Annotated in this window: 17 protein-coding genes and 1 pseudogene; 4 read left to right on the top strand and 14 right to left on the bottom strand. The window is 62.0% G+C overall.

Annotated features, from left to right (window positions below; genetic code table 11):
* Positions 1–15: 15 nt before the first annotated feature.
* Genes FJD34_RS20095 through FJD34_RS20085 form a run of 3 tightly spaced genes read right to left on the bottom strand, consistent with a single transcriptional unit; the run spans position 16 to position 5224 of the window.
* Positions 16–3057 (bottom strand): efflux RND transporter permease subunit, encoded by a 3042-nt coding sequence (locus FJD34_RS20095; protein WP_090292680.1) that lies wholly within the window; start codon positions 3055–3057, stop codon positions 16–18.
* Positions 3054–4124, bottom strand: coding sequence for an efflux RND transporter periplasmic adaptor subunit (locus FJD34_RS20090; protein WP_065944471.1), 1071 nt, complete (start codon positions 4122–4124; stop codon positions 3054–3056). Before FJD34_RS20090 ends, FJD34_RS20095 begins: the two co-directional genes overlap by 4 nt.
* A complete protein-coding gene (locus FJD34_RS20085; RefSeq protein WP_090292678.1) occupies positions 4121–5224 on the bottom strand; it encodes an efflux RND transporter periplasmic adaptor subunit in 1104 nt (367 codons plus the stop codon). The genes FJD34_RS20090 and FJD34_RS20085 overlap by 4 nt, the downstream gene beginning before the upstream one ends.
* 164 nt (positions 5225–5388) lie before the next feature.
* Between FJD34_RS20085 and FJD34_RS20080 the strand changes: the two genes are divergently transcribed.
* A complete protein-coding gene (locus FJD34_RS20080) occupies positions 5389–6549 on the top strand; it encodes an AAA family ATPase (protein WP_032856560.1) in 1161 nt (386 codons plus the stop codon).
* A gap of 109 nt (positions 6550–6658) precedes the next feature.
* Here the strand turns inward: FJD34_RS20080 and FJD34_RS20075 are convergent, their stop codons facing one another.
* From FJD34_RS20075 to FJD34_RS20025, 11 genes and pseudogenes are all read right to left on the bottom strand, one after another.
* Positions 6659–7525 carry a transporter substrate-binding domain-containing protein gene (locus FJD34_RS20075; RefSeq protein WP_032856559.1) on the bottom strand — a complete coding sequence of 289 codons (867 nt, stop codon included), beginning with the start codon at positions 7523–7525 and terminating at the stop codon, positions 6659–6661.
* The gene (locus FJD34_RS20070) at positions 7522–8298 is read right to left on the bottom strand and encodes an amino acid ABC transporter ATP-binding protein (RefSeq protein ID WP_065944468.1); all 777 of its coding nucleotides are present in this window, start codon (positions 8296–8298) and stop codon (positions 7522–7524) included. The genes FJD34_RS20075 and FJD34_RS20070 overlap by 4 nt, the downstream gene beginning before the upstream one ends.
* Complete coding sequence (locus FJD34_RS20065; RefSeq protein WP_065944467.1) at positions 8295–8954, bottom strand: amino acid ABC transporter permease; 660 nt, start codon at positions 8952–8954, stop codon at positions 8295–8297. Before FJD34_RS20065 ends, FJD34_RS20070 begins: the two co-directional genes overlap by 4 nt.
* Positions 8935–9600: an amino acid ABC transporter permease gene (locus tag FJD34_RS20060; protein ID WP_032856556.1), complete on the bottom strand. Its 666-nt coding sequence runs from the start codon at positions 9598–9600 to the stop codon at positions 8935–8937. Before FJD34_RS20060 ends, FJD34_RS20065 begins: the two co-directional genes overlap by 20 nt.
* Positions 9601–10171: 571 nt before the next feature.
* Entirely contained in the window at positions 10172–10954 is a 783-nt protein-coding gene (locus FJD34_RS20055; protein WP_032856555.1) for a MetQ/NlpA family ABC transporter substrate-binding protein, read from the bottom strand.
* Positions 10955–11105: 151 nt separating this feature from the next.
* A complete protein-coding gene (locus tag FJD34_RS20050) occupies positions 11106–12032 on the bottom strand; it encodes a sigma 54-interacting transcriptional regulator (protein WP_032856554.1) in 927 nt (308 codons plus the stop codon).
* A 51-nt stretch (positions 12033–12083) separates the two neighbouring features.
* On the bottom strand, positions 12084–12665 hold the full coding sequence (locus tag FJD34_RS20045) for an alpha/beta hydrolase (protein ID WP_065944464.1): 582 nt from the start codon (positions 12663–12665) through the stop codon (positions 12084–12086).
* Between the two features lie 312 nt (positions 12666–12977).
* Entirely contained in the window at positions 12978–13379 is a 402-nt protein-coding gene (locus FJD34_RS20040) for an ExbD/TolR family protein (protein WP_032856552.1), read from the bottom strand.
* Position 13380: 1 nt separating this feature from the next.
* Positions 13381–14106: a MotA/TolQ/ExbB proton channel family protein gene (locus FJD34_RS20035; protein WP_032856551.1), complete on the bottom strand. Its 726-nt coding sequence runs from the start codon at positions 14104–14106 to the stop codon at positions 13381–13383.
* Positions 14107–14148: 42 nt separating this feature from the next.
* Positions 14149–14943: an energy transducer TonB gene (locus FJD34_RS20030; RefSeq protein ID WP_090292676.1), complete on the bottom strand. Its 795-nt coding sequence runs from the start codon at positions 14941–14943 to the stop codon at positions 14149–14151.
* 239 nt (positions 14944–15182) lie between these two features.
* Positions 15183–16033, bottom strand: a pseudogene (locus tag FJD34_RS20025) (LysR family transcriptional regulator).
* Between the two features lie 172 nt (positions 16034–16205).
* Here FJD34_RS20025 and FJD34_RS20020 point away from each other — a divergent pair.
* From FJD34_RS20020 to FJD34_RS20010, 3 genes are read left to right on the top strand one after another with little or no spacing between them, the layout of a single operon-like run.
* Complete coding sequence (locus FJD34_RS20020) at positions 16206–16802, top strand: ankyrin repeat domain-containing protein (protein WP_223232736.1); 597 nt, start codon at positions 16206–16208, stop codon at positions 16800–16802.
* A complete protein-coding gene (locus FJD34_RS20015) occupies positions 16799–17266 on the top strand; it encodes a nucleoside deaminase (protein ID WP_065944460.1) in 468 nt (155 codons plus the stop codon). Before FJD34_RS20020 ends, FJD34_RS20015 begins: the two co-directional genes overlap by 4 nt.
* Positions 17253–18425, top strand: coding sequence for a CynX/NimT family MFS transporter (locus tag FJD34_RS20010; RefSeq protein ID WP_090292675.1), 1173 nt, complete (start codon positions 17253–17255; stop codon positions 18423–18425). The genes FJD34_RS20015 and FJD34_RS20010 overlap by 14 nt, the downstream gene beginning before the upstream one ends.
* The last annotated feature ends 88 nt before the right edge of the window (positions 18426–18513 follow it).

The following is an 18513-nucleotide window of genomic DNA, read 5'->3' as shown; positions in this document are numbered from 1 at the left end:
CCGCCTTGCCGGCGCCTACGAGGGCTCGCGGATTTTGTACCAGGCCACATACAGCGCCGGCAAAAACAGCAACGTCAGCAAGGTGGCGATGATGATGCCACCGATCATCGCGTAGGCCATCGGCCCCCAGAACACTTCCCGGGCGATGGGGATCATGCCCAGGCTGGCCGCCGCCGCCGTCAGCAGGATCGGCCGGCGCCGATGCTCGGTGGCCTGCACCACGGCATCCCACGGTGTGTAGCCCTCCGACTCGTAGGCATCGATCTGCGTCACCAAAATCACCGAGTTGCGGATGATGATGCCGATCAGCGCCAGGATCCCCAGGATCGCCACAAAGCCCATGGGCGTACCCGTGGGAATCAGCGCCAGGACCACGCCGATCAGCCCCAGCGGAGCGACGCTGGCGACCAGGAACATCTTCTGCACACTGTGCAACTGGATCATCAGGAAGGTCGCCATCAAAAACAGCATCAACGGCACCACGCTGGCAATCGGGCCCTGGGCCTTGCCGCTTTCCTCCACGGTGCCGCCGGTAGCGACCTTGTAGCCCACCGGCAAACCGGCGCTGAACTTCTCGATCTCAGGCTCAAGCTGCTTGACCAAATCGGTCGGCTGCATCTCGTCGCGCACGGCGGCCTTGATGGTGATGGTCGGCTTGCGATCGCGGCGCCATACCAGCGGCTGCTCCAACTCGTAGCGCACGGTGGCAAAGGCCAGCAGTGGGATCGACGTGCCACTCGGCGTGACAATCTGCAGGTTCTGCAAGGTTTCCGGCGTACCGCGCTCAGCGTCTTCGGCACGGCCAACCACGTTGATCAGGTAGATATCATCGTGCACCTGGGTCACCGCCGAGCCGCTGACCACGCTGTTCATCAGTTGCGCCACGTCTTCGGACGACAGCCCGAGCTGGCGCGCCTTGTCCTGGGCGATATCGACCCGCAGCACTTTGCCCGGCTCATTCCAGTCGTAGATGATCTCGCCCAGGTGCGTGTTCTTATCCAGCAGCGTCGCCAGTTCGATGGCGTGTTTGCGCACCTGGTCGATGTCCTTGCCCGATACCCGGTACTGGATCGGGCGCCCGACCGGCGGGCCCATTTCCAGGGGTTGGACAAAACTGCCGACGCCCACGAAGTCATCACGCAGGCGTTTTTGCAGGCGCTCGATCAACGCACCGCGCTCTTCCAGGCCCTTGCTGACAATCACCAGTTGCGCGTAATACGGGTTCTCCAACTGCTGGTCCAGGGGCAGGTAGAAACGGATCGCGCCCTGGCCGATGTAAGTGCTCCAGCGCGCGATATCCGGGTCGTCCTTGATGATCGCTTCAAGCCGGTCCACGGCCTTGCGGGTTTCGTTGATCGAGGCGTTTTGCGGCAGGTTGAGGTCAACGAGGATTTCCGGGCGATCCGACGACGGGAAAAACTGGTTCTGCACAAACTGCATGGAAAACACCGACGCCACGAACAGCAGCACCGTCAGGCCGATCGCCCACCAGCGATTGCGCATGGCCCACAGCATGCCGCCATTGAATGCCCGGCCAATGCGCCCCGGCTCTTCATTGTGCGGTTTGACCTGGCTGCTGAGGATATGCACGCCAATCACCGGCGCAAACAACACGGCCACCACCCACGACACCAGCATCGCCACGGCAATCACCGCAAACAGGGTAAAGGTGTATTCGCCGGCCGAGCTGGCGTTGAGGCCAATCGGCACAAAGCCGGCCACGGTCACCAGGGTGCCGGTAAGCATCGGGAACGCAGTGGAGGTGTAGGCAAAGGTCGCGGCCTGTTCCAGGGTTTCGCCTTTTTCCAGGCGCGTGATCATCATTTCCACGGTGATCATCGCATCATCCACTAGCAAGCCCAGGGCGATAATCAACGCGCCCAGCGACACGCGCTGCATGGTGATGCCGCTGTACTCCATAAATACAAATACCAGCGCCAGCACCAGCGGGATCGAACACGCCACCACCAACCCGGCGCGCAGGCCGAGGCTGATAAAACTCACGACCAGCACGATGATCACTGCCTCGAACAGCGCACTGGTGAAGCCGCCGACCGCTTCTTCCACCACCTCTGCCTGGTCCGACACCTTGTGTACGCCAATGCCCACCGGCAGATCGGCCGTCAGCTCATCCATGCGCTGGTGCAGCGCCTTGCCGAATTCCTGGATGTTGCCGCCCTTCTGCATGGCGATGGCCAGGCCAATGGCTTGCTGGCCGTTGAAACGGAACATCGGCCGCGCCGGGTCGACATAACCCCGGCTGATATCAGCGATATCCGCCAACCGATAGAAACGATCATTGAGCCGCAGATTGACGTCGGCCAGATCCTTTTCCGAGGCGAATTGCCCGGAGGTGCGCACCGAAATCCGCTCCGGCCCGGCCTCGATCACCCCCGCCGGGGTCACCGCGTTCTGCGATTGCAGGCTCTGCACCACTTGGCGCTGGTCAATCCCCAGGGCGGCCAGTTTGCGTGTGGAGAAATTCAGGTAAATCACTTCGTCCTGCTGGCCGATCATCTCGACCTTGCCCAACCCCGGCACCGCACGGATCTCGGCGCGTACCTGCTCGACGTAATCGCGCAACTGGCGCATCGACATGCCATCGGCGGTAAAGGCGTAGACCGAGCCAAACACATCGCCGAACTCGTCGTTGAACGACGGCCCCTGCAAGCCCTGGGGGAAGGCGCCACGGATGTCGTCGATCTTCTTGCGCACCTGGTACCAGATCTCGGGGATCGCCTTGGCGCTGGTGGTGTCCTTGAGGAACACGAAGACCGTGGATTCACCGGGCCGGGTGTAGCTTTTCACATAGTCCAGCGAGTCCAGCTCTTCGAGCTTTTTCTCGATGCGGTCGGTGACCTGCTTGAGGGTTTCTTCCTGGGTCGCGCCCGGCCAGCGGGTCTGGATCACCATGGTCTTGATGGTGAAGGACGGATCTTCTTCACGCCCCAGATTCATGTAGGAAAACACGCCCATCAGCAGCGCGACGAACATCAGGTACCAGACGAAGGACTGATGCTTGAGTGCCCAGTCGGATAAGTTGAAGCTCCCTTTCATCGCGGGCTGTCCTCGTCGGTTTTGACTTTTTGTCCGGGCTTGAGGCTGTTGACGCCGGCGCTGACCACGCGCTCGCCAGGCTGCACCCCGCCGTTGAGCACCACATGGCTGGCATCGCGACTGACCAGGGTCACCTCACGGGGCTGCACGCTCTGTTGTTGTGTATCGATGACCCAGATGCGGGTCTTGCCCTCGACATCCTGCACCGCGCTGGCGGGCAGTTCGATGCGCGGGGCGATGGCCGAGCTCAGGGTCACGCTGATCGCCGTGCCCAAGCGGAACGCCGCGGGCGTCTGGGCCAGGGTCAGGCGCGCACGACGGGTACGGGTTGCGCTTTGCGCCTGGGGCTCGATCTCGCGCACGGTGGCGGTGGTGTTGATGCCGGGATCCAACTGGCTGGCCACCACAAACACTACGTCGACCGGCAGGCGTTCGGCGAGGCCGGCGGGCAGGTCGATCACCGCCTCCTTGATATCCGGGCGGGCCAGCGTCACCACTTGTTGGCCGGCACTCACCACTTGGCCGGCTTCGGCATTCCAGGCCGTGACGATGCCGCCGTGGTCGGTGCGTAACTCGGCGTAGTTGAGCTGATCCCTGGCCTGGTCCACCGACGCCTTGGCCTGATCGAGGGAGGCCTGGGTGGTTTTCAGGTCGGTCTGGGCAACGTCCAGTTGTGCCTGGGCGCCAACACCACGGTTGAACAACTCCTGCTGGCGGCGCGCATTGGCCTGGGCATTGATAAATTGCGCCTGGATTCGCGCCAGGTCGCCCTGGGCGGCGCGCAACTGGTTCTGCTGGTCAGTGGGGTCGAGCACTGCCAACAAGGCGCCTTTTTCGACTTCGGCGCCCACATCGACCGCGCGCCGCGCAATGCGCCCTGGCACCCGGAAGCCCAGGTTGCTTTCATAGCGCGCCTGGATACTGCCGGCAAAGCGCCCGAGGTGGGCCTGGTCTTCGGCTTTCACCTCGACCCAAAGCACCGGGCGCACAGGCTCCGGCGCCGGTTCTTCCTTGGAGCAGGCGATCAGCAACAGGCTGCCGGCAAGGACCAACGTCAGGCGCTTCATGGCTGCACCCCCTTGGCCTGGGCCTGATCCGGCGCCTGGGCGATCTCCACCAACATGCCTGGGTGCAGCAATTGCCCACCGGCCACCACGACTTTTTCGCCGCCCCTGAGGCCATCGCTGATGATCACCTTGCCGGTCAGGTAGCGCGCGACAGTGACCTTGTGCAGTTGCGCCTTGCCGTCACCATCCACCAACCAAACGGCGGGCTCGCTGAGATCCTTGGTCAGTGCCGCCCAAGGCAGTTCGATGCTGGCCTTGGCTTGCCCGTTGGCGGTGGCGCTGACCACCGAGCCCAGTTGCATGCCCTTGGGCAAGGCATCCAGGGCGATCTTCACCTGCACCGTGCCGCTGTTGGCCGCAACGGCCGGGGTCACTTCACGCACCCGGCCCACGGCTTTGATGCTCGGGTTATCCAACAGGCTGACGGTGATCGGCGCATCCGGCGGTGGTTCTGCCAGCAGTGATTCGTAGACGTTGAACACCGCGTCGCGCTCGCCGTCACGGGCCAGGCTGAAAATCGGCACGGTGGCCTGCACCACCTGGCCGACTTCGGCCTGGCGCGCGGTAATCACCCCCGGTGCCTCGGCGATCAATGCGGTGTAGCCCAGTTGTTCGCGGGCATTGGCCAGTTGAGCCTGCGCGGCGGCCAGGGCACTTTGACTGCTACGCAGCGCGGCCTGGGCAGCGTCGTATTCGCTGCGGCTGGTGTAGCCCTTGGGCAGGAGTTTTTCCTGGCGCACAAAAGCCGCCGCAGTCTGTTTGACCCGCGCCTGTTCCGCCACCACCTGGGCCTGGGCGGAATCGACATTGGTCTGCAAATCCTTGGGATCGAGCCTGGCCAGCACTTGCCGGGCCGTCACGCGGTCGCCGACATCGACCATGCGCTGGATAATCTTGCCACCGACGCGAAATGACAAATCGGTCTGCACCCGCGCCTGGATATCCCCGGTGAGGGTCACCGCCGCCGCAAATTCGGTGGGCTGCACGGTTTGCACAAACACCCTGGAATGGGCCTTGGCTTCAGGTTTTTCCTGGCCACAGCCGCTCAGCAATGCCAGCAGGGCAACGCCACAAATAACGGTTGAAGTGGGACCGCCCATGCAGACTCCTTTTGCGTGATACCGACGTGCCAGTGTGTATGCGACTGTGAGCTTAGTTCAGGGTTCCGCCTTCGCCTATGTGAATTACATGGCGTCGGTTGATCGCCGGCAAGCCGGCTCCTACAGGGTAAGATGGCGGTCTACACAGGCCGGGAACGCCCTTGATGCTGAAAACCTTAGCGGTGGCCAATTACCGCTCGATCAATAAATTGGTGGTACCGCTGGATCGGCTGAACCTGATCACCGGCCCCAATGGCAGCGGCAAATCCAACCTGTACCGCGCCTTGCGCCTGTTGGCGGAAACCGCCCAGGGCGGTGTGATCAATGCCCTGGCCCGCGAAGGTGGACTGGATTCAACCTTCTGGGCCGGCCCAGAAAATATCAGCCGACGCATGCTCAATGGCGAAGTCGCCGTGCAACTGAGCGTACGCAGTGGCGCCAAGCGCCTGCGCCTGGGGTTTGCCGGGGAGGATTTCAGCTACGCGATCTCCCTGGGCTTGCCAGAACCCAGCGCGTCATATTTTTCCCTGGATCCCGAGATCAAGAAAGAATGCATCTGGGCCGGCCATGTCTATCGCCCGGCCAGTCTGTTGGTGCAGCGCTCCGGGCCGATGGTCCGTGCCCGTGCCGGCCGCGCCTGGGATGTACTGGCCCAGCACACGCCCAACTACCACAGCCTGTTTGATCAAGTCGGCAGCCTGCGCGGCTCGCCGGAGGTGCTGATGCTGCGCGAAAGCATTCGCGGCTGGCGCTTTTATGATCACTTTCGCAGCGACGCCGATGCACCCGTGCGCCAGCCGCAGTTGGGCACGCACACACCGGTCCTGCATCACGACGGCCGTGACCTGGCGGCGGCGCTACAGACCATCCGCGAAATCGGCGATCCCGAAGCCTTGCAACAGGCGGTGAGCGATGCGTTTCCCGGCGCGCGTTTGCATATCGAGCCATTGCGCGGCGGACGTTTTGCCATTGAGTTCTATCAGGAAGGCTTGCTGCGGCCACTGTCGGCGGCGGAGCTATCGGACGGCACCTTGCGCTACCTGCTGCTGATCGCCGCGCTGCTGACGCCGCGCCCGCCAACGATGATGGTGCTCAACGAGCCGGAAACCAGCCTGCACCCGGATCTACTGCCGGCCTTGGCGCGCCTGATTATCCAGGCATCCAAGCACTGCCAGGTGTGGGTGGTGTCCCATGCCAGCCGCTTGATCGCAGCGTTGCAGCAGGATGAGGGGTGCAATTCGATTGTGTTGGAGAAGGTGCTAGGGCAGACGCAGATTGTGGGGCAGCGGGTGCTGGATGAGCCGGCTTGGCATTGGCCTCAGTAGGCGGCGCCTGTACTGCCGCCATCGCGGGCAAGCCCGCTCCCACATTTGGAATGCATTCTCCTGTGGGAGCGGGCTTGCCTGCGATAGCGGTGGATCATTCAGCGCAGATTCAACCCTGCCACTTACCGCCTTCAACAATCACACTCTCAGGCTTGGTGTCATCGCTCAGTTCTTTACGCACGTACTGGTCATACAGCTTGAGCAAGAACTTCTCTTCACCCAACTTCGCCAACTCGGCATTCACCCAGTCGCGCAGTTCGATATTGCCCTTCTTCACCGCCGGCGCAATCGGCGCTTCATCGCCCAGTTTTTCTTCCAGCACGCGGTAGCCCGGGTTCTGCTTGGCCCAGCTGAACAGCACTAGGTTGTCCTGGGCATAGGCATCGCCACGCCCGGCCGACAGCGCTTGCAGCGACTCGGAGTTTTTTTCGAACTTGAGCAGTTTCCAGTCCGGGTGGTTCTTGGTCAGCCAGATATCGGCGGTGGTGCCGGTGGTGACGATGGTGGTGCGGGTCGCCAGGTCGTCGAGGCTTTTCACCGTGCTGTCGTTAGGCACCAGGGCCTGGACCGCGACTTTCAGGTTGGGGTTGGTGAATTCCACCGCTTCCTTGCGCTCCGGGGTCACGGTCATGTTGGCGAGGATCAGGTCGACCTTGTCGCTCTGCAGGAACGGGATGCGGCTGGCCGGCTCCACGGCCACGAACTCGACCTTGTTTTCGTCGCCCAGCAGGTCCTTGGCAAACTGGCGGCCGATATCGGTATCAAAGCCCACATAGCGCCCGGCTTCATCGACAAAGCCAAACGGCGGTTTATCGGTGAACACGCCGACGATCAGCTTGTCGCGGGCCTTGATCTTGTCGATATAGCTCACCGCCGCCGGCGCGGCAGCGGCGGGTTTGGCCGGTTCTTCAGTTTTGTTGCAGCCGGCCAGTAAGGCGAGGCCGAGCAGCGGCAGTAACAACTTGGCAGTTTTCATGACAGCTCCAGTTCCTTGATTTTCTTGGGCAGTGTTGAAACAAAGGAGAACTTCTCCAGGAACTGCTGCGCGCGTGCGGTCTGCGGGTTCGTAAAGAATGCCTCGGGGGTGTTGTGTTCGAGGATGCGGCCGGCCTCCATAAACACCACGCGGTCGGCGACGGCACGGGCGAAGGCCATTTCATGGGTGACGATCAGCAGGGTCATGCCATCGCGCGCCAGGTCCTGGATCACCTCCAGCACTTCCTTGACCATTTCCGGGTCAAGGGCGGCGGTGACTTCATCAAACAGCATGACCTGAGGGTTCATGCACAACGAGCGGACGATGGCGATGCGTTGCTGCTGACCACCAGACAACTGACGCGGGAACGCATCGCGCTTGTCGGCGAGCCCTACCCGCTCCAGCAGTTTTTCCGCCTGCTCACGGGCTTCGCGGGGTTCGCGTTTTTGCACTTTCAGCGGGCCCAGCAGGATGTTGTCGAGCACGCTCATATGGGGGAACAGGTGATAACTCTGGAACACCATGCCCACATCCTGGCGCACCTGGCGCCAGTCGGTGTGTTTATCCAGCAGCTCTTTGCCGGCAAACCGCAGGCTGCCGCTGTGGGCCACTTCCAGGCCATTGAGGCAGCGCAGCAAGGTGCTTTTACCGCAGCCGCTGGGGCCGAGGATTACCACCACTTCACCGCTTTGCACGCTCAGGTCGATGCCGTTGAGCACCTGCTGTTCGCCAAAGAACTTGTTGAAACCCTGGAACTCGATCAATGCGCTCATGCTTGGGCCCAGCGCCGTTCCAGCACCTTGGAGGCGGCTGACAACGGGTAGCAGATAAAGAAGAAAAACAGGAACAGCGCGCCGTAGATCAACACCGACTCATAGGTGCGCTCGATGATTTGCTGGCCGACCTTGATCACGTCCACCACGCCGATCAGCACTGCCAGGGAACTGGTCTTGATGATCCGCGTGTAGACGTTGATGGTCGGCGGCGTCATGCGCTTGAGCGCCTGGGGCAACAGCACGTAGCCGTAGAGCTGCGGCGCCGACAAGCCAATCGACAGGCCCGCCTCCCGCTGCCCGCGCGGCAGCGAATGCAAGGCGCCGCGCACCACTTCACCCACTTCACTGGCGCCCCACAGCGACAGCACCAGCACCGCGCACCAGAAACTGGGGATGCTCAGGCCGGTGAAAATCGGCAGGCCAAAGAACAGCAGATACAGCCACACCAGCACCGGAATCGCGCGGAACAACTCCAGGTAAATACGCAGCAGCAGGTTGATCGCGCGCACATTCAAGGTGCGCAGCACCCCATACAACACCCCGCCAACCGTGCTGAAGGCGATGCTCAAAAAGGAAATCGACAGGGTTTGCGCGGCCCCCTTGCCCAGTTGCGGCAACGACACCCACAACAACTCAAGACCCGAACTGGCCATGCTGGAGCCTCCTTTCCAGGCGGCTGAGCAACAGCGACAGCGGCAAGAACAACAGCACGCAAATCAGCGTGAGCACGGCGAGCATTTCGTAAGTCTTGTAGTAGAGGGCGATGTAGCTTTTGGTGGTGTAGAGAATCTCCGGCACTGCCACTGCCGAGACCACCGTGGTCTCCTTGAGCAGGAAAATGAAATTGGCAAACAGCGCCGGCAGGCTGAGGATCCCGGCCTGGGGCAGGATCACATGGCGCAGCAGTTGCCAGTCGGACAGACCGATGGACTTGCCCGACTCGATCTGCGCCAGCGGCACCGCTTCCACCCCGGCACGCAGCACTTCAGTGAGGTAGGCACCGCCGAGGAAGGTCATGGTGATGATCGCCGCCCAGAACCCGGAGATATTGAAGCCCAGGGCCGGCAGGGCGAAGTACACGAAGAACAGCTGGATCAGCAGCGGCGTGTTACGCGCCAACTCCACGTACAGCGCCACCAGGCGCGACAGGTACGGGGTGCGAAACACCAGCAAGGCCGAGTTGATCAGCGCCACCAGCAGCGAGGTGGCAATGGCGATCAAACCCACTTGCAAGGTCACCCCCACGGCCTTGAGAAACGCCGGCAGGGTGCTGAGGATAAAAGCGTAATCGAAGGTCATTTCTAGTCCTGGGCGCCGCAGGGGTAATGCGGCGTAAACGCAGTCCGGTTCGACGTGGGTAACGTCGCGAAGCGCTGACTTTAAAGGTATAAAAAATAAAATTTAAATACCGAAATAGCATATTGATATCACCCAAAAAACTAACCTGTGGGTTCGCCGGGTTGGCAGATGACAGCTATGGTTCTGGGGCGTGTAGGAAGGGTCTATTTTTCAGCGCTGAACGACAGGGATGGACAGCGCATGGCCAGACTGAGGGCCATTTAACCAGCGAGGGAATGACAGATGAGCGAGGCGAAACCGATTGATCCGCAGGAATTGGTGAAGTGGTTGGTGGCGTTGCGCCGGGCGATCAACAGCCGGGATTAACAGGCATAACACCCACCCATGTGGGAGCGGGCTTGTGTGGGAGCCGGGCTTGCCCGCGATAGCATCACCTCTGTGTCACTGACACACCGAGGTGCCTGCATCGCGGGCAAGCCCAGCTCCCACAATTTTGACCATCATTGCCCAATAAAAAACGCCAACGCTATATCAGCCGTCGGCGTTCAAACCTTGAAGGGGGTTTGCTCAATCAGAACGCCGGCACCACCGCGCCTTTGTACTTCTGCTCGATGAAGGCTTTGACTTCAGGGCTGGTCAGGGCCTTGGACAGTTTCTGGATGGCGGCACTGTCCTTGTTGTCTGGACGGGCTACCAGGAAGTTCACGTACGGCGAATCGGACGATTCAATGATCAGCGCATCCTTGGCCGGGTTCAGGCCGGCTTCCAGGGCGTAGTTGGTGTTGATCATGTCCAGGTCAACCTGGTCCAGGACACGCGGCAGCAGGGCCGACTCCAGCTCCTTGAACTTCAGGTTCTTCGGGTTGCTGGCGATGTCTTTTGGCGTGGACAGGGCATTGGTCGGGTCTTTGAGGGTGATCACACCGGCCTTCTGCAGCAGCAACAGGGCACGACCGCTATTGGAGCCTTCGTTGGGAATGGCAACAGTGGCACCATCTTTCAGGTCTTCGATTTTCTTGATCTTTTTCGAGTAGCCGCCGAACGGTTCAACGTGCACGCCAACCACGGTGACCAGGTTGGTGCCTTTACCCTTGTTGAAGTTCTGCAGGTACGGCAGGGTCTGGAAGTAGTTGGCGTCCAGGCGCTTCTCGGCCACTTGCACGTTCGGCTGCACGTAGTCGGTGAAGACCTTGATTTCCAGGTCCACGCCTTCTTTGGCCAGGGTCGGCTTGATCAGCTCAAGGATCTCGGCGTGCGGCACCGGCGTGGCCGCGATCACCAGTTTTTCGTTGGCTTGAGCGATACCGGCAGTCAGGGCAGCCGCCAGTGCGGTGAACAACAGAACCTTTTTCATGCAGTGTCCTTAATCGAAAATCCGGGACGTCGGTGACGGCCACTTCTTATAGGGGAGTGCCAGCGATGTGCTATCGCGGCGTGAAAGTGACAATACCGATATTTTTTATTCCCGAACAATACCTTTTATTCACGTTGATATTCCATTTTGTTCATACAGAGCCTAAGCCTTGAAACAGACGCGTCAACGCTATGCGCTCGACTTCGCTGCCGCTGCTCAGGATCTGACGCACCTGCTGCTCAATCTGTACCACCGAGGCCACCGGCAGGTTCAAATGCTCCGGCAAGATCTCATCGCCACTGCTGACCAGCAGCGCAAAGTGGATCACGTTCTCCAGTTCCCGGGTATTGCCCGGCCAGCTGTGCTGCTCCAGCACCTGCTGCGCGGCCTCGCTGATCAACGGCACCGGCAAGTCCAGGCGCTGGCTGTAGATGCCCAGGAAGTACTCGGCCAACGACAGGATGTCACCCACCCGCTCGCGCAGCGCCGGCAGTTCCAGTTGGCCTTCGCTGAGGTAATGGAACAGGCGCTCATGGAATTTTCCGACCGCCACGGCCTGGGCCAGGTCGATGCTGGTGGCGGCAACCAGACGCACATCCACCGGGCTCGGTTGATGGGCGCCGACGCGGGTGACTTCGTGGTTTTCCAGGGCGGCGAGCAGCTTGATCTGGATCGGCAACGGCAAGTCGCCGATCTCATCGAGGTACAAGGTGCCGCCGTTGGCCGAGCCGAACCAGCCAGCCCGGCTGCTGGCGGCGCCGTTGTGGCTGCCGGCGGCATAGCCAAACAATTCGGCATCGGCGTAGGTAGGGCTGATCGCGCCGCAGTTGACCGAAACAAACAGGCCGCTGCGGTCACTGCCGCGATGGATATGGCGCGCCAGCAATTCCTTGCCGCTACCGGTTTCGCCACGAATCAACACCGGCAAGGCACGCGGGGCCAGGCTTTCGAGGTCTTCGCGCAGTTGCCTTGAACGGGGGTCGACAAACACCAGCGCCTTGGCGCGAATGCTCAGGGGGCTTTTTTCAGCGTCGGGGAAGGTCAGCAGTGGCTGGCCAAAGGTTTCATGCAGGCTCATGGCAGGCTCCCGCCCCAATTCCACTCATAGGGACGGGGCGTTGAAAAGATATTAGGCGCGGCGCCGGGAGTGATGCTCCAGACGGTTTTGCAGACGATAGAGGTAGGCGAAACCCTGCTCCCAGCGCTGGTGGCCGGACTTCACGTTGATATGCCCGGCGCCTGCGAGAATCCCGGCTTCCGCCCCCCAGTGACGCGCCAGTTCCAGGGCCCGAGGGGCGCTGACTGCACTGTCGTTGTCGGAGCTGACGACCTGGCTGGGAAACGGCAACAGGTCACGGGGAATCGGTGCAAAGTTGCGCAATGCCGGCGCACATGCGGGGCGCTCGACATCCGCCGGGGCCACCAGCAAGGCACCACGCACCTGGCGCAGGAACTGCAACGGCGCGCTGGCCGCCCAGTGCGCCACGGTGATGCAACCCAGGCTATGGGCGATAAGGATCACCGGAGTGCTGTCGGCCGCAATGGCTTCGGCCAAGGCCGCCACCCAATCTTCGCGGCGTGGGGTCAGCCAGTCGGCCTGCTCCACGCGAGCGCTGTTGGGCAGGCTGTTCTGCCAATGGGTTTGCCAATGATCTTCTGGCGATCCTTGCCAGCCCGGCACGATCAGGTAACGGATCAACTCGCTGTGCATGGGTGTGCCCTCCTGCAGCGTTTAACGTTGCTGACCAGTATAGGGATGGGGCATATATTCGTTAAGGAATAAGAAGCTATTTATTAATAACCAAAAACACAGCCACATCGATCAAATAATGTGGGAGCGGGCTTGCTCGCGAAAGCAGTGGGTCAGGCAACATCAATGTTTGCTGGGCCGACGTCTTCGCGAGCAAGCCCGCTCCCACATGAGCTCACTCCCATAATTTTTTGTGCCGTAACTTAAATCCCAGGCAAAAAAAGGCCGCACCCTGCCAAGGAGACGGCCAAAAAATTGTCGAGGCTTTTGACACTAACGCGCAGTAATCACCGACAGCTTGGTAATCCCCGCTCGCTCAATCGACGCCATGGCCCGAGCTACTTCGCCATAGTTCACGCCATCGTCAGCCTGCAGCTGTACCCGCACCTGCGGGTCCTTCGCCTTGGCGGCCTGCAGGTTGAATTCCAGCAGGTCCGGCTGGATTTCATCCTTGTTGATAAACACTTTGCCGGCGCCGTCGATGCTCACCACCAGCGGGTCTTTCTGCTCCACCGGGGCCACGGCTTCGGTCTTGGGCAGGTTGATCGGGATCGCATTGGTCAGCAGTGGGGCGGTGACGATAAACACCACCAGCAGTACCAGCATCACATCCACCAGGGGCGTGACGTTGATCTCACTCAGTACCTCGTCGCTGTCTTGGGTGGAGAAGGCCATATCAGGACGCCTCCTTCACTTTTTGCGCGCTGCCCTGGGCGGTGTTTTTGTGCAGCGCCGGGTGGACCAGCACGCGGAACGCATTTTTCTGCGCCAGGCTGTAGAAGTCATGGGCGAAGTCATCCAGGTCGGCAGCGGTCAGCTTCAGGCGACGCAGGAAGTAGTTGTAGACCAGCACTGCCGGCACGGCGACGGCGATCCCCACACCAGTCGCGACCAACGCCGCGCCAATCGGACCGGCCACGGTTTCGAGGCTGGCGGAGCCGGCAGCGCTGATGCCTTTCAACGCTTCCATGATCCCCCACACCGTGCCGAACAGACCAATAAACGGCGAAGTACTGCCGATGCTCGCGACCACCGCCAGGCCGGTTTCCAGGGAGCGCCGTTCACGCACGATCTGCTGGCGCAGGGCACGTTCCAGGCGGTCCTGATGGTTGATCGCCTGGCTCAAGTCTGCGGCGTGCGGTGCATCGCCCACCTGGATCGCGGCGTAACCGGCCTGGGCCACACGAGCGGCAGCGCCGGGGTGGGTTTCGCTCAGCTCGGCGGCCGAATCGAGACTCGACGCCGCCCAGAACTGTTTGTGGAACTTGCGATCCTGAGCCTTGAGGCGGCCGAACTGCACGCCCTTGAGCAGGGCCAGGCCCCAGGTGGCGACGGAAAAAACCACCAGCAGCCAGATCACCGCGCTTTCGATGGATTCAAGTGGAGATGCCAGTAACGTCATGATGTGGTCCTCGGTGTAAGCGATAAAGTGTCGAGCACAGGCTCAATGAATCTTGAAATCGATGGGCACGCTGACCCAGCCGTCTTGCGCCACGTCGCCCTGCTTGGCCGGGACGAAGCTCCAGCGCTTCACGGCGGTCAGTGCGGCGTCGTCGAGTTGCTGGCGACCGCTGCTCTTGTGCACCTGGATTTCACCGGGCTTGCCGCTGGCCAATACATGCACCCGCAGCAACACCGTGCCTTCCCAACCACGGCGCTGGGCCAGTGAGGGATACTCGGGCGCCGGGTTCTTCAGGTACGCGGCGTTGGCCGAAGCTGGGGTTACCGGCGCGGGCGCAGGGGGTGCCGGCTTGGGTGCGGGCGGTGCAGGCACAGGCGGCGCAGGTGGCTGTTCGACCGGCTTGGGTTCGGGCTTGGGCACCGGTTTGGGCTTGGGCTTTGGAATCGGCTTGGGTGGCGCCGGCTTGGCCGCCAACTCATCCACCACAGGTGGCGGTGGTTCCACGACCGCAGGCGGCGGTACAGGCGGTGGCGGCTCCACCACCGGCGGCGCCGGCTGGGAAAACTCGATGGTCATCGGTGGAATTTCCGGCGGCACAATCGGCAGCACCGGCAGCGGTTTCTGGCTGACCCAATAGATCACCGCGCCATGCAGCGCCAGCGCCAGCAGGCCCAACAAAATGCCTTCACGCCGGCTCAAGATCCCCTTGGGGGGTTTCTGCAAACGCAACTGCCCCAAGGGCGCGCGGTGCGGCCGGCCAAGGTCGACCAACTCACCACTCGGTGCCTGGCGCCACTGCGCCTCATGTGCACTGACGGCGGTCTGGACATTGCCCATTGATTAACTCCCTGCTTTCTTCAGCGAAAAAACCGACGGGCCTGCGGGGCAACCGTCGAGAGCTGAATCATCGGGGGCAGACGCTTATCTCTTAAAGTAATCTTTAAAGTTATACATAGACCAAACGGGAATATGAAAAATCATCGGATCCGCTAAAGCCACGCCCCACGTGGCCTGGCGGCGAGAGGCAAAATCATGATGCCTTGCAGGCATGCAAAATATTCCTCAAGGGCATGGCCTCAGCGCGGGTTGGCCTCGCATAAATCCCACAATTGACGCTGCAGGCTCTGCCCCGCCGCCCCCATCCCATTGCGCCCATACAGCGCCAGCCGCACGCCCTGCACTGCGGGTAAACCGCTGTCGGCGCCGAGCACCACATGCCCGGCCTGCACCACCCGCTCCGGCAACAGGCTGATGCCCAACCCCGCCGCCACCGCCGAACACACACTGGCCAGGCTCGCACTGGAATAGCCAATGCGCCAACGCCAGCCACCCACCTCCAGGTGCTGGAGCATTTCATTGCGGTACAGGCCGCCCACCGGGAACGCCACCAACGGCAATGGGTCGCGGCCCGGGCTGGCATGCGGCGGCTGTCGACCCAGCACAATGGCTCCGGCCAGGAGGCCAGGCAGTCGTCGCTATCGCCCATCTGCTTGACCAGCAACACATCGAACTCACCGCCGCGATACTGGCGCAGCAGCGCCGGCCCCAGGCCGCTGGTGACCTCCAGGCGCACCCGTGGATAGGCCACGACAAACGCCGAAAGCAACGGCATCAAGCGCTCGGCGGCGAAGTCTTCAGGCACGCCCAGGCGCAGCACGCCATCGCTCTGCTGGTTGATCAGCACGTCGGCGGCTTCTTCATTGAGCGCCAGGATGCGCCGCGCATAGGCCAGCAAGCGCTCACCCTCGACCGTCGCCACCACCCGGCGCTGGTCGCGGTCAAGCAACTGGCATCCGGTGCTGTCTTCCAGACGGCGGATCTGCTGGCTGACCGTGGATTGAGTCAGGTGCAACCGCTCGGCCGCACGAGTGAAGTTCGCGCAATCGACGACGGCGATAAAACTGCGCAACAGCACGGGATCGAACATGGGCATCACCATCGCATTATCCACTGGTTGGCATGGTTATATTTAATTTCAGAATACCCCAGCCGGTGGCCATACTTCCTGCTCATTGCACTGAAACGAGGTTCTCATGGCATGGCGTATTCCTTTCAAAACGGCCGTTCTGACGCTGGGTTTGATAGTGGCAAGTAGCACTATGGCTGCCGAAAAAAGCCTGCTCGATGCCGTACGCGCCGGGCAGTTGCCCCAGGTCGAGCAACTGCTGGCCAAGGGCGCCGATCGGGATGCCCGCGCCATCGACGGCAGCACTCCATTGTTACTGGCCACCGAGGCCAATCGCGTCGATATCGCCCGCGTCCTGATCGAGGCCGGGGCCGACGTGAACCGCAAGAACCTGATGCAAGACAGCCCTTACCTGCTGGCCGGTGCCAGCGGCCACACTGAAATCCTGGCCATGACCCTGGCCCATGGCGCCGACCTCAAGAGCACCAATCGCTACGGCGGCACCGCCCTTATTCCAGCATGTGAACGTGGGCACGTGCAGACTGTGCGCCTGTTGATCGATGCCGGCGTCGACGTCAACCATGTCAACCGCCTGGGCTGGACCGGCCTGATGGAGGCCATCGTGCTTTCGGACGGCGGGCCGCCGCACCAGCAGATCGTCGCCCTGTTGATCGCCGCGGGCGCCGACGTGAACCTGCCTGATCGCAACGGCGTCAGCCCGCTGCAACAGGCGCAAAAACGTGGCCAGGTTGCCATCGCCAAACTTCTGAAAGAAGCAGGTGCCCAATGAGCCCACAGCACGATCAAACCTGGCTGCAACGTGCCGTCGCCCTGGCGCAGGGCAACGTGGCCCGCGGCGGACGGCCGTTTGGCGCAGTCCTGGTCAAGGAGGGTGAAGTGCGGGCGGAAGCGGTCAACGAGATTCACCTCAGCCAGGACCCTACCGCCCACGCCGAGATGCTCGCCATTCGCACGGCCAGCCAAACCCTCGGCACCAGCCTTGAGGGCTGCGTGATCTACGCCAGCGGCCAACCGTGCCCGATGTGCCTGGGGGCAATGTACTTGTGTGGTGTGTCCCGCGTGGTGTTTGCCGCGAGCAATGAAATGGCGGCGCCTTTCGGTCTGTCGACTGCGGCGATTTACCAGCAAGTGGCGCTACCGCTGGCCGCGCAGAAACTGCCCGTACAGCACCTGCCACAAGCGGCAATGCAAACGCTTTATGCGCACTGGAAGGCTTTGCATGACGCTCAATAAATCCCTCGCCGGCTGGGGCCTGCTGGTGGTGCTGGGCCTGAACCTGCGGCCGATTCTCAGCTCGATCAGCCCATTGCTCGGGGAAATCCGCCTGGCTACCGGCCTGAGTTTCCAGAGCAGTGCCTTGCTCACCAGCCTACCGGTGGTGTGCATGGGGTTGGTGGCGCTGGTGGGCATCCGGGTCGAAGCGCAGTTGGGCGAACGACGCGGGATCGCCCTGGGTTTGATGATGATTCTGCTGGCGTGCCTGGCGCGCTGGCTGCTGGCACAGGCGCCCGCATTGCTGGCCACGGCGCTGCTGGGCGGGGCTGGCGTGGCGCTGATCCAGGCGCTGGTGCCGGCGATGATCAAGCGTCAGTTTCACCAGCGGGTGCCGCTGGCGATGGGGGTGTATTCGGCCTCGTTGATGGGTGGCGGTGGTTTGGCGGCGCTGCTCAGCCCGCTGGTCGCCAGCCATTTCCAGCACTGGCAGGCCGGCCTGGGCATCTGGCTGCTGCCGGCGCTCGGCGCTTTGTTGCTGTGGGCATGGCTGCCGTTAGGCGCGGCGAAAAACCTACAGGTGACGGCGCCGCTCCAAGGCCTGCGCAATCGCCGCGCCTGGTTACTGGCGCTGTATTTCGGCCTGGTGAACTGCGGGTATATGAGCATGGTGGCGTGGCTGCCGGCGTACTACCAGCAACTGGGTTGGGGCGTGCTGCCCAGCGGCTCGCTGCTGGCGTTCATGACGATTTTCCAGGTGATTGCCGCGCTGTTGATGCCGGCGCTGGCGCAACGCGGCATCGATCGCCGGCCCTTGCTGACCATCAGCTTGCTGGCTCAGACCGTGGGTTACCTCGGCCTGCTGTTGGCGCCGCTGCAATACCCACACCTGTGGGTGGCGCTGGTCGGCTTCGGCCTGGGGGCGTGCTTTGCCCTGAGCCTGCTGCTGACCCTGGACCATCGCCGCGACCCGCGCGAAGCCGGGCAACTGGCGGCATTCGTACAAGGCGTGGGCTTCTTGATCAATGCCGTGTCACCATGGATGACCGGCTGGCTGCGCGAACTCACCGGCAGTTTTGTCAGCGCCTGGGTGGTGCTGACCGTGACGGTGATTGCGATGCTGGTGGTCACCCGGGTGTTCAGCCCGGCCACCTACCGCAGCGCCGCAGTCCCCACCTAGAAAGCGGCTTGCTGATTTTTTGTAGGAGCGAGCTTGCTCGCGAAAAACGTTAACGATAACGCGCAGAATCAGGTTAACCGTGTTGTCT

This window comes from Pseudomonas brenneri, assembly GCF_007858285.1.
Lineage (GTDB): Bacteria > Pseudomonadota > Gammaproteobacteria > Pseudomonadales > Pseudomonadaceae > Aquipseudomonas > Aquipseudomonas brenneri.
The sequence above is the reverse complement of the archived record's forward strand: the minus strand, read 5'-3'. Positions and strand labels throughout refer to the sequence as shown.

Excerpts from the sequence above, each read along its gene's own strand:
- FJD34_RS20045 (WP_065944464.1), bottom strand. The coding sequence starts at position 12,665 with ATGCACAGCGAGTTGATCCGTTACCTGATCGTGCCGGGCTGGCAAGGA.
- FJD34_RS20075 (WP_032856559.1), bottom strand. The coding sequence starts at position 7,525 with ATGAAAACTGCCAAGTTGTTACTGCCGCTGCTCGGCCTCGCCTTACTG.
- FJD34_RS20090 (WP_065944471.1), bottom strand. The coding sequence starts at position 4,124 with ATGAAGCGCCTGACGTTGGTCCTTGCCGGCAGCCTGTTGCTGATCGCC.
- FJD34_RS20095 (WP_090292680.1), bottom strand. The coding sequence starts at position 3,057 with ATGAAAGGGAGCTTCAACTTATCCGACTGGGCACTCAAGCATCAGTCC.
- FJD34_RS20055 (WP_032856555.1), bottom strand. The coding sequence starts at position 10,954 with ATGAAAAAGGTTCTGTTGTTCACCGCACTGGCGGCTGCCCTGACTGCC.
- FJD34_RS20030 (WP_090292676.1), bottom strand. The coding sequence starts at position 14,943 with ATGGGCAATGTCCAGACCGCCGTCAGTGCACATGAGGCGCAGTGGCGC.
- FJD34_RS20050 (WP_032856554.1), bottom strand. The coding sequence starts at position 12,032 with ATGAGCCTGCATGAAACCTTTGGCCAGCCACTGCTGACCTTCCCCGAC.
- FJD34_RS20015 (WP_065944460.1), top strand. The coding sequence starts at position 16,799 with ATGAGCCCACAGCACGATCAAACCTGGCTGCAACGTGCCGTCGCCCTG.
- FJD34_RS20010 (WP_090292675.1), top strand. The coding sequence starts at position 17,253 with ATGACGCTCAATAAATCCCTCGCCGGCTGGGGCCTGCTGGTGGTGCTG.
- FJD34_RS20065 (WP_065944467.1), bottom strand. The coding sequence starts at position 8,954 with ATGGCCAGTTCGGGTCTTGAGTTGTTGTGGGTGTCGTTGCCGCAACTG.
- FJD34_RS20035 (WP_032856551.1), bottom strand. The coding sequence starts at position 14,106 with ATGACGTTACTGGCATCTCCACTTGAATCCATCGAAAGCGCGGTGATC.
- FJD34_RS20085 (WP_090292678.1), bottom strand. The coding sequence starts at position 5,224 with ATGGGCGGTCCCACTTCAACCGTTATTTGTGGCGTTGCCCTGCTGGCA.
- FJD34_RS20040 (WP_032856552.1), bottom strand. The coding sequence starts at position 13,379 with ATGGCCTTCTCCACCCAAGACAGCGACGAGGTACTGAGTGAGATCAAC.
- FJD34_RS20070 (WP_065944468.1), bottom strand. The coding sequence starts at position 8,298 with ATGAGCGCATTGATCGAGTTCCAGGGTTTCAACAAGTTCTTTGGCGAA.
- FJD34_RS20060 (WP_032856556.1), bottom strand. The coding sequence starts at position 9,600 with ATGACCTTCGATTACGCTTTTATCCTCAGCACCCTGCCGGCGTTTCTC.
- FJD34_RS20020 (WP_223232736.1), top strand. The coding sequence starts at position 16,206 with ATGGCTGCCGAAAAAAGCCTGCTCGATGCCGTACGCGCCGGGCAGTTG.
- FJD34_RS20080 (WP_032856560.1), top strand. The coding sequence starts at position 5,389 with ATGCTGAAAACCTTAGCGGTGGCCAATTACCGCTCGATCAATAAATTG.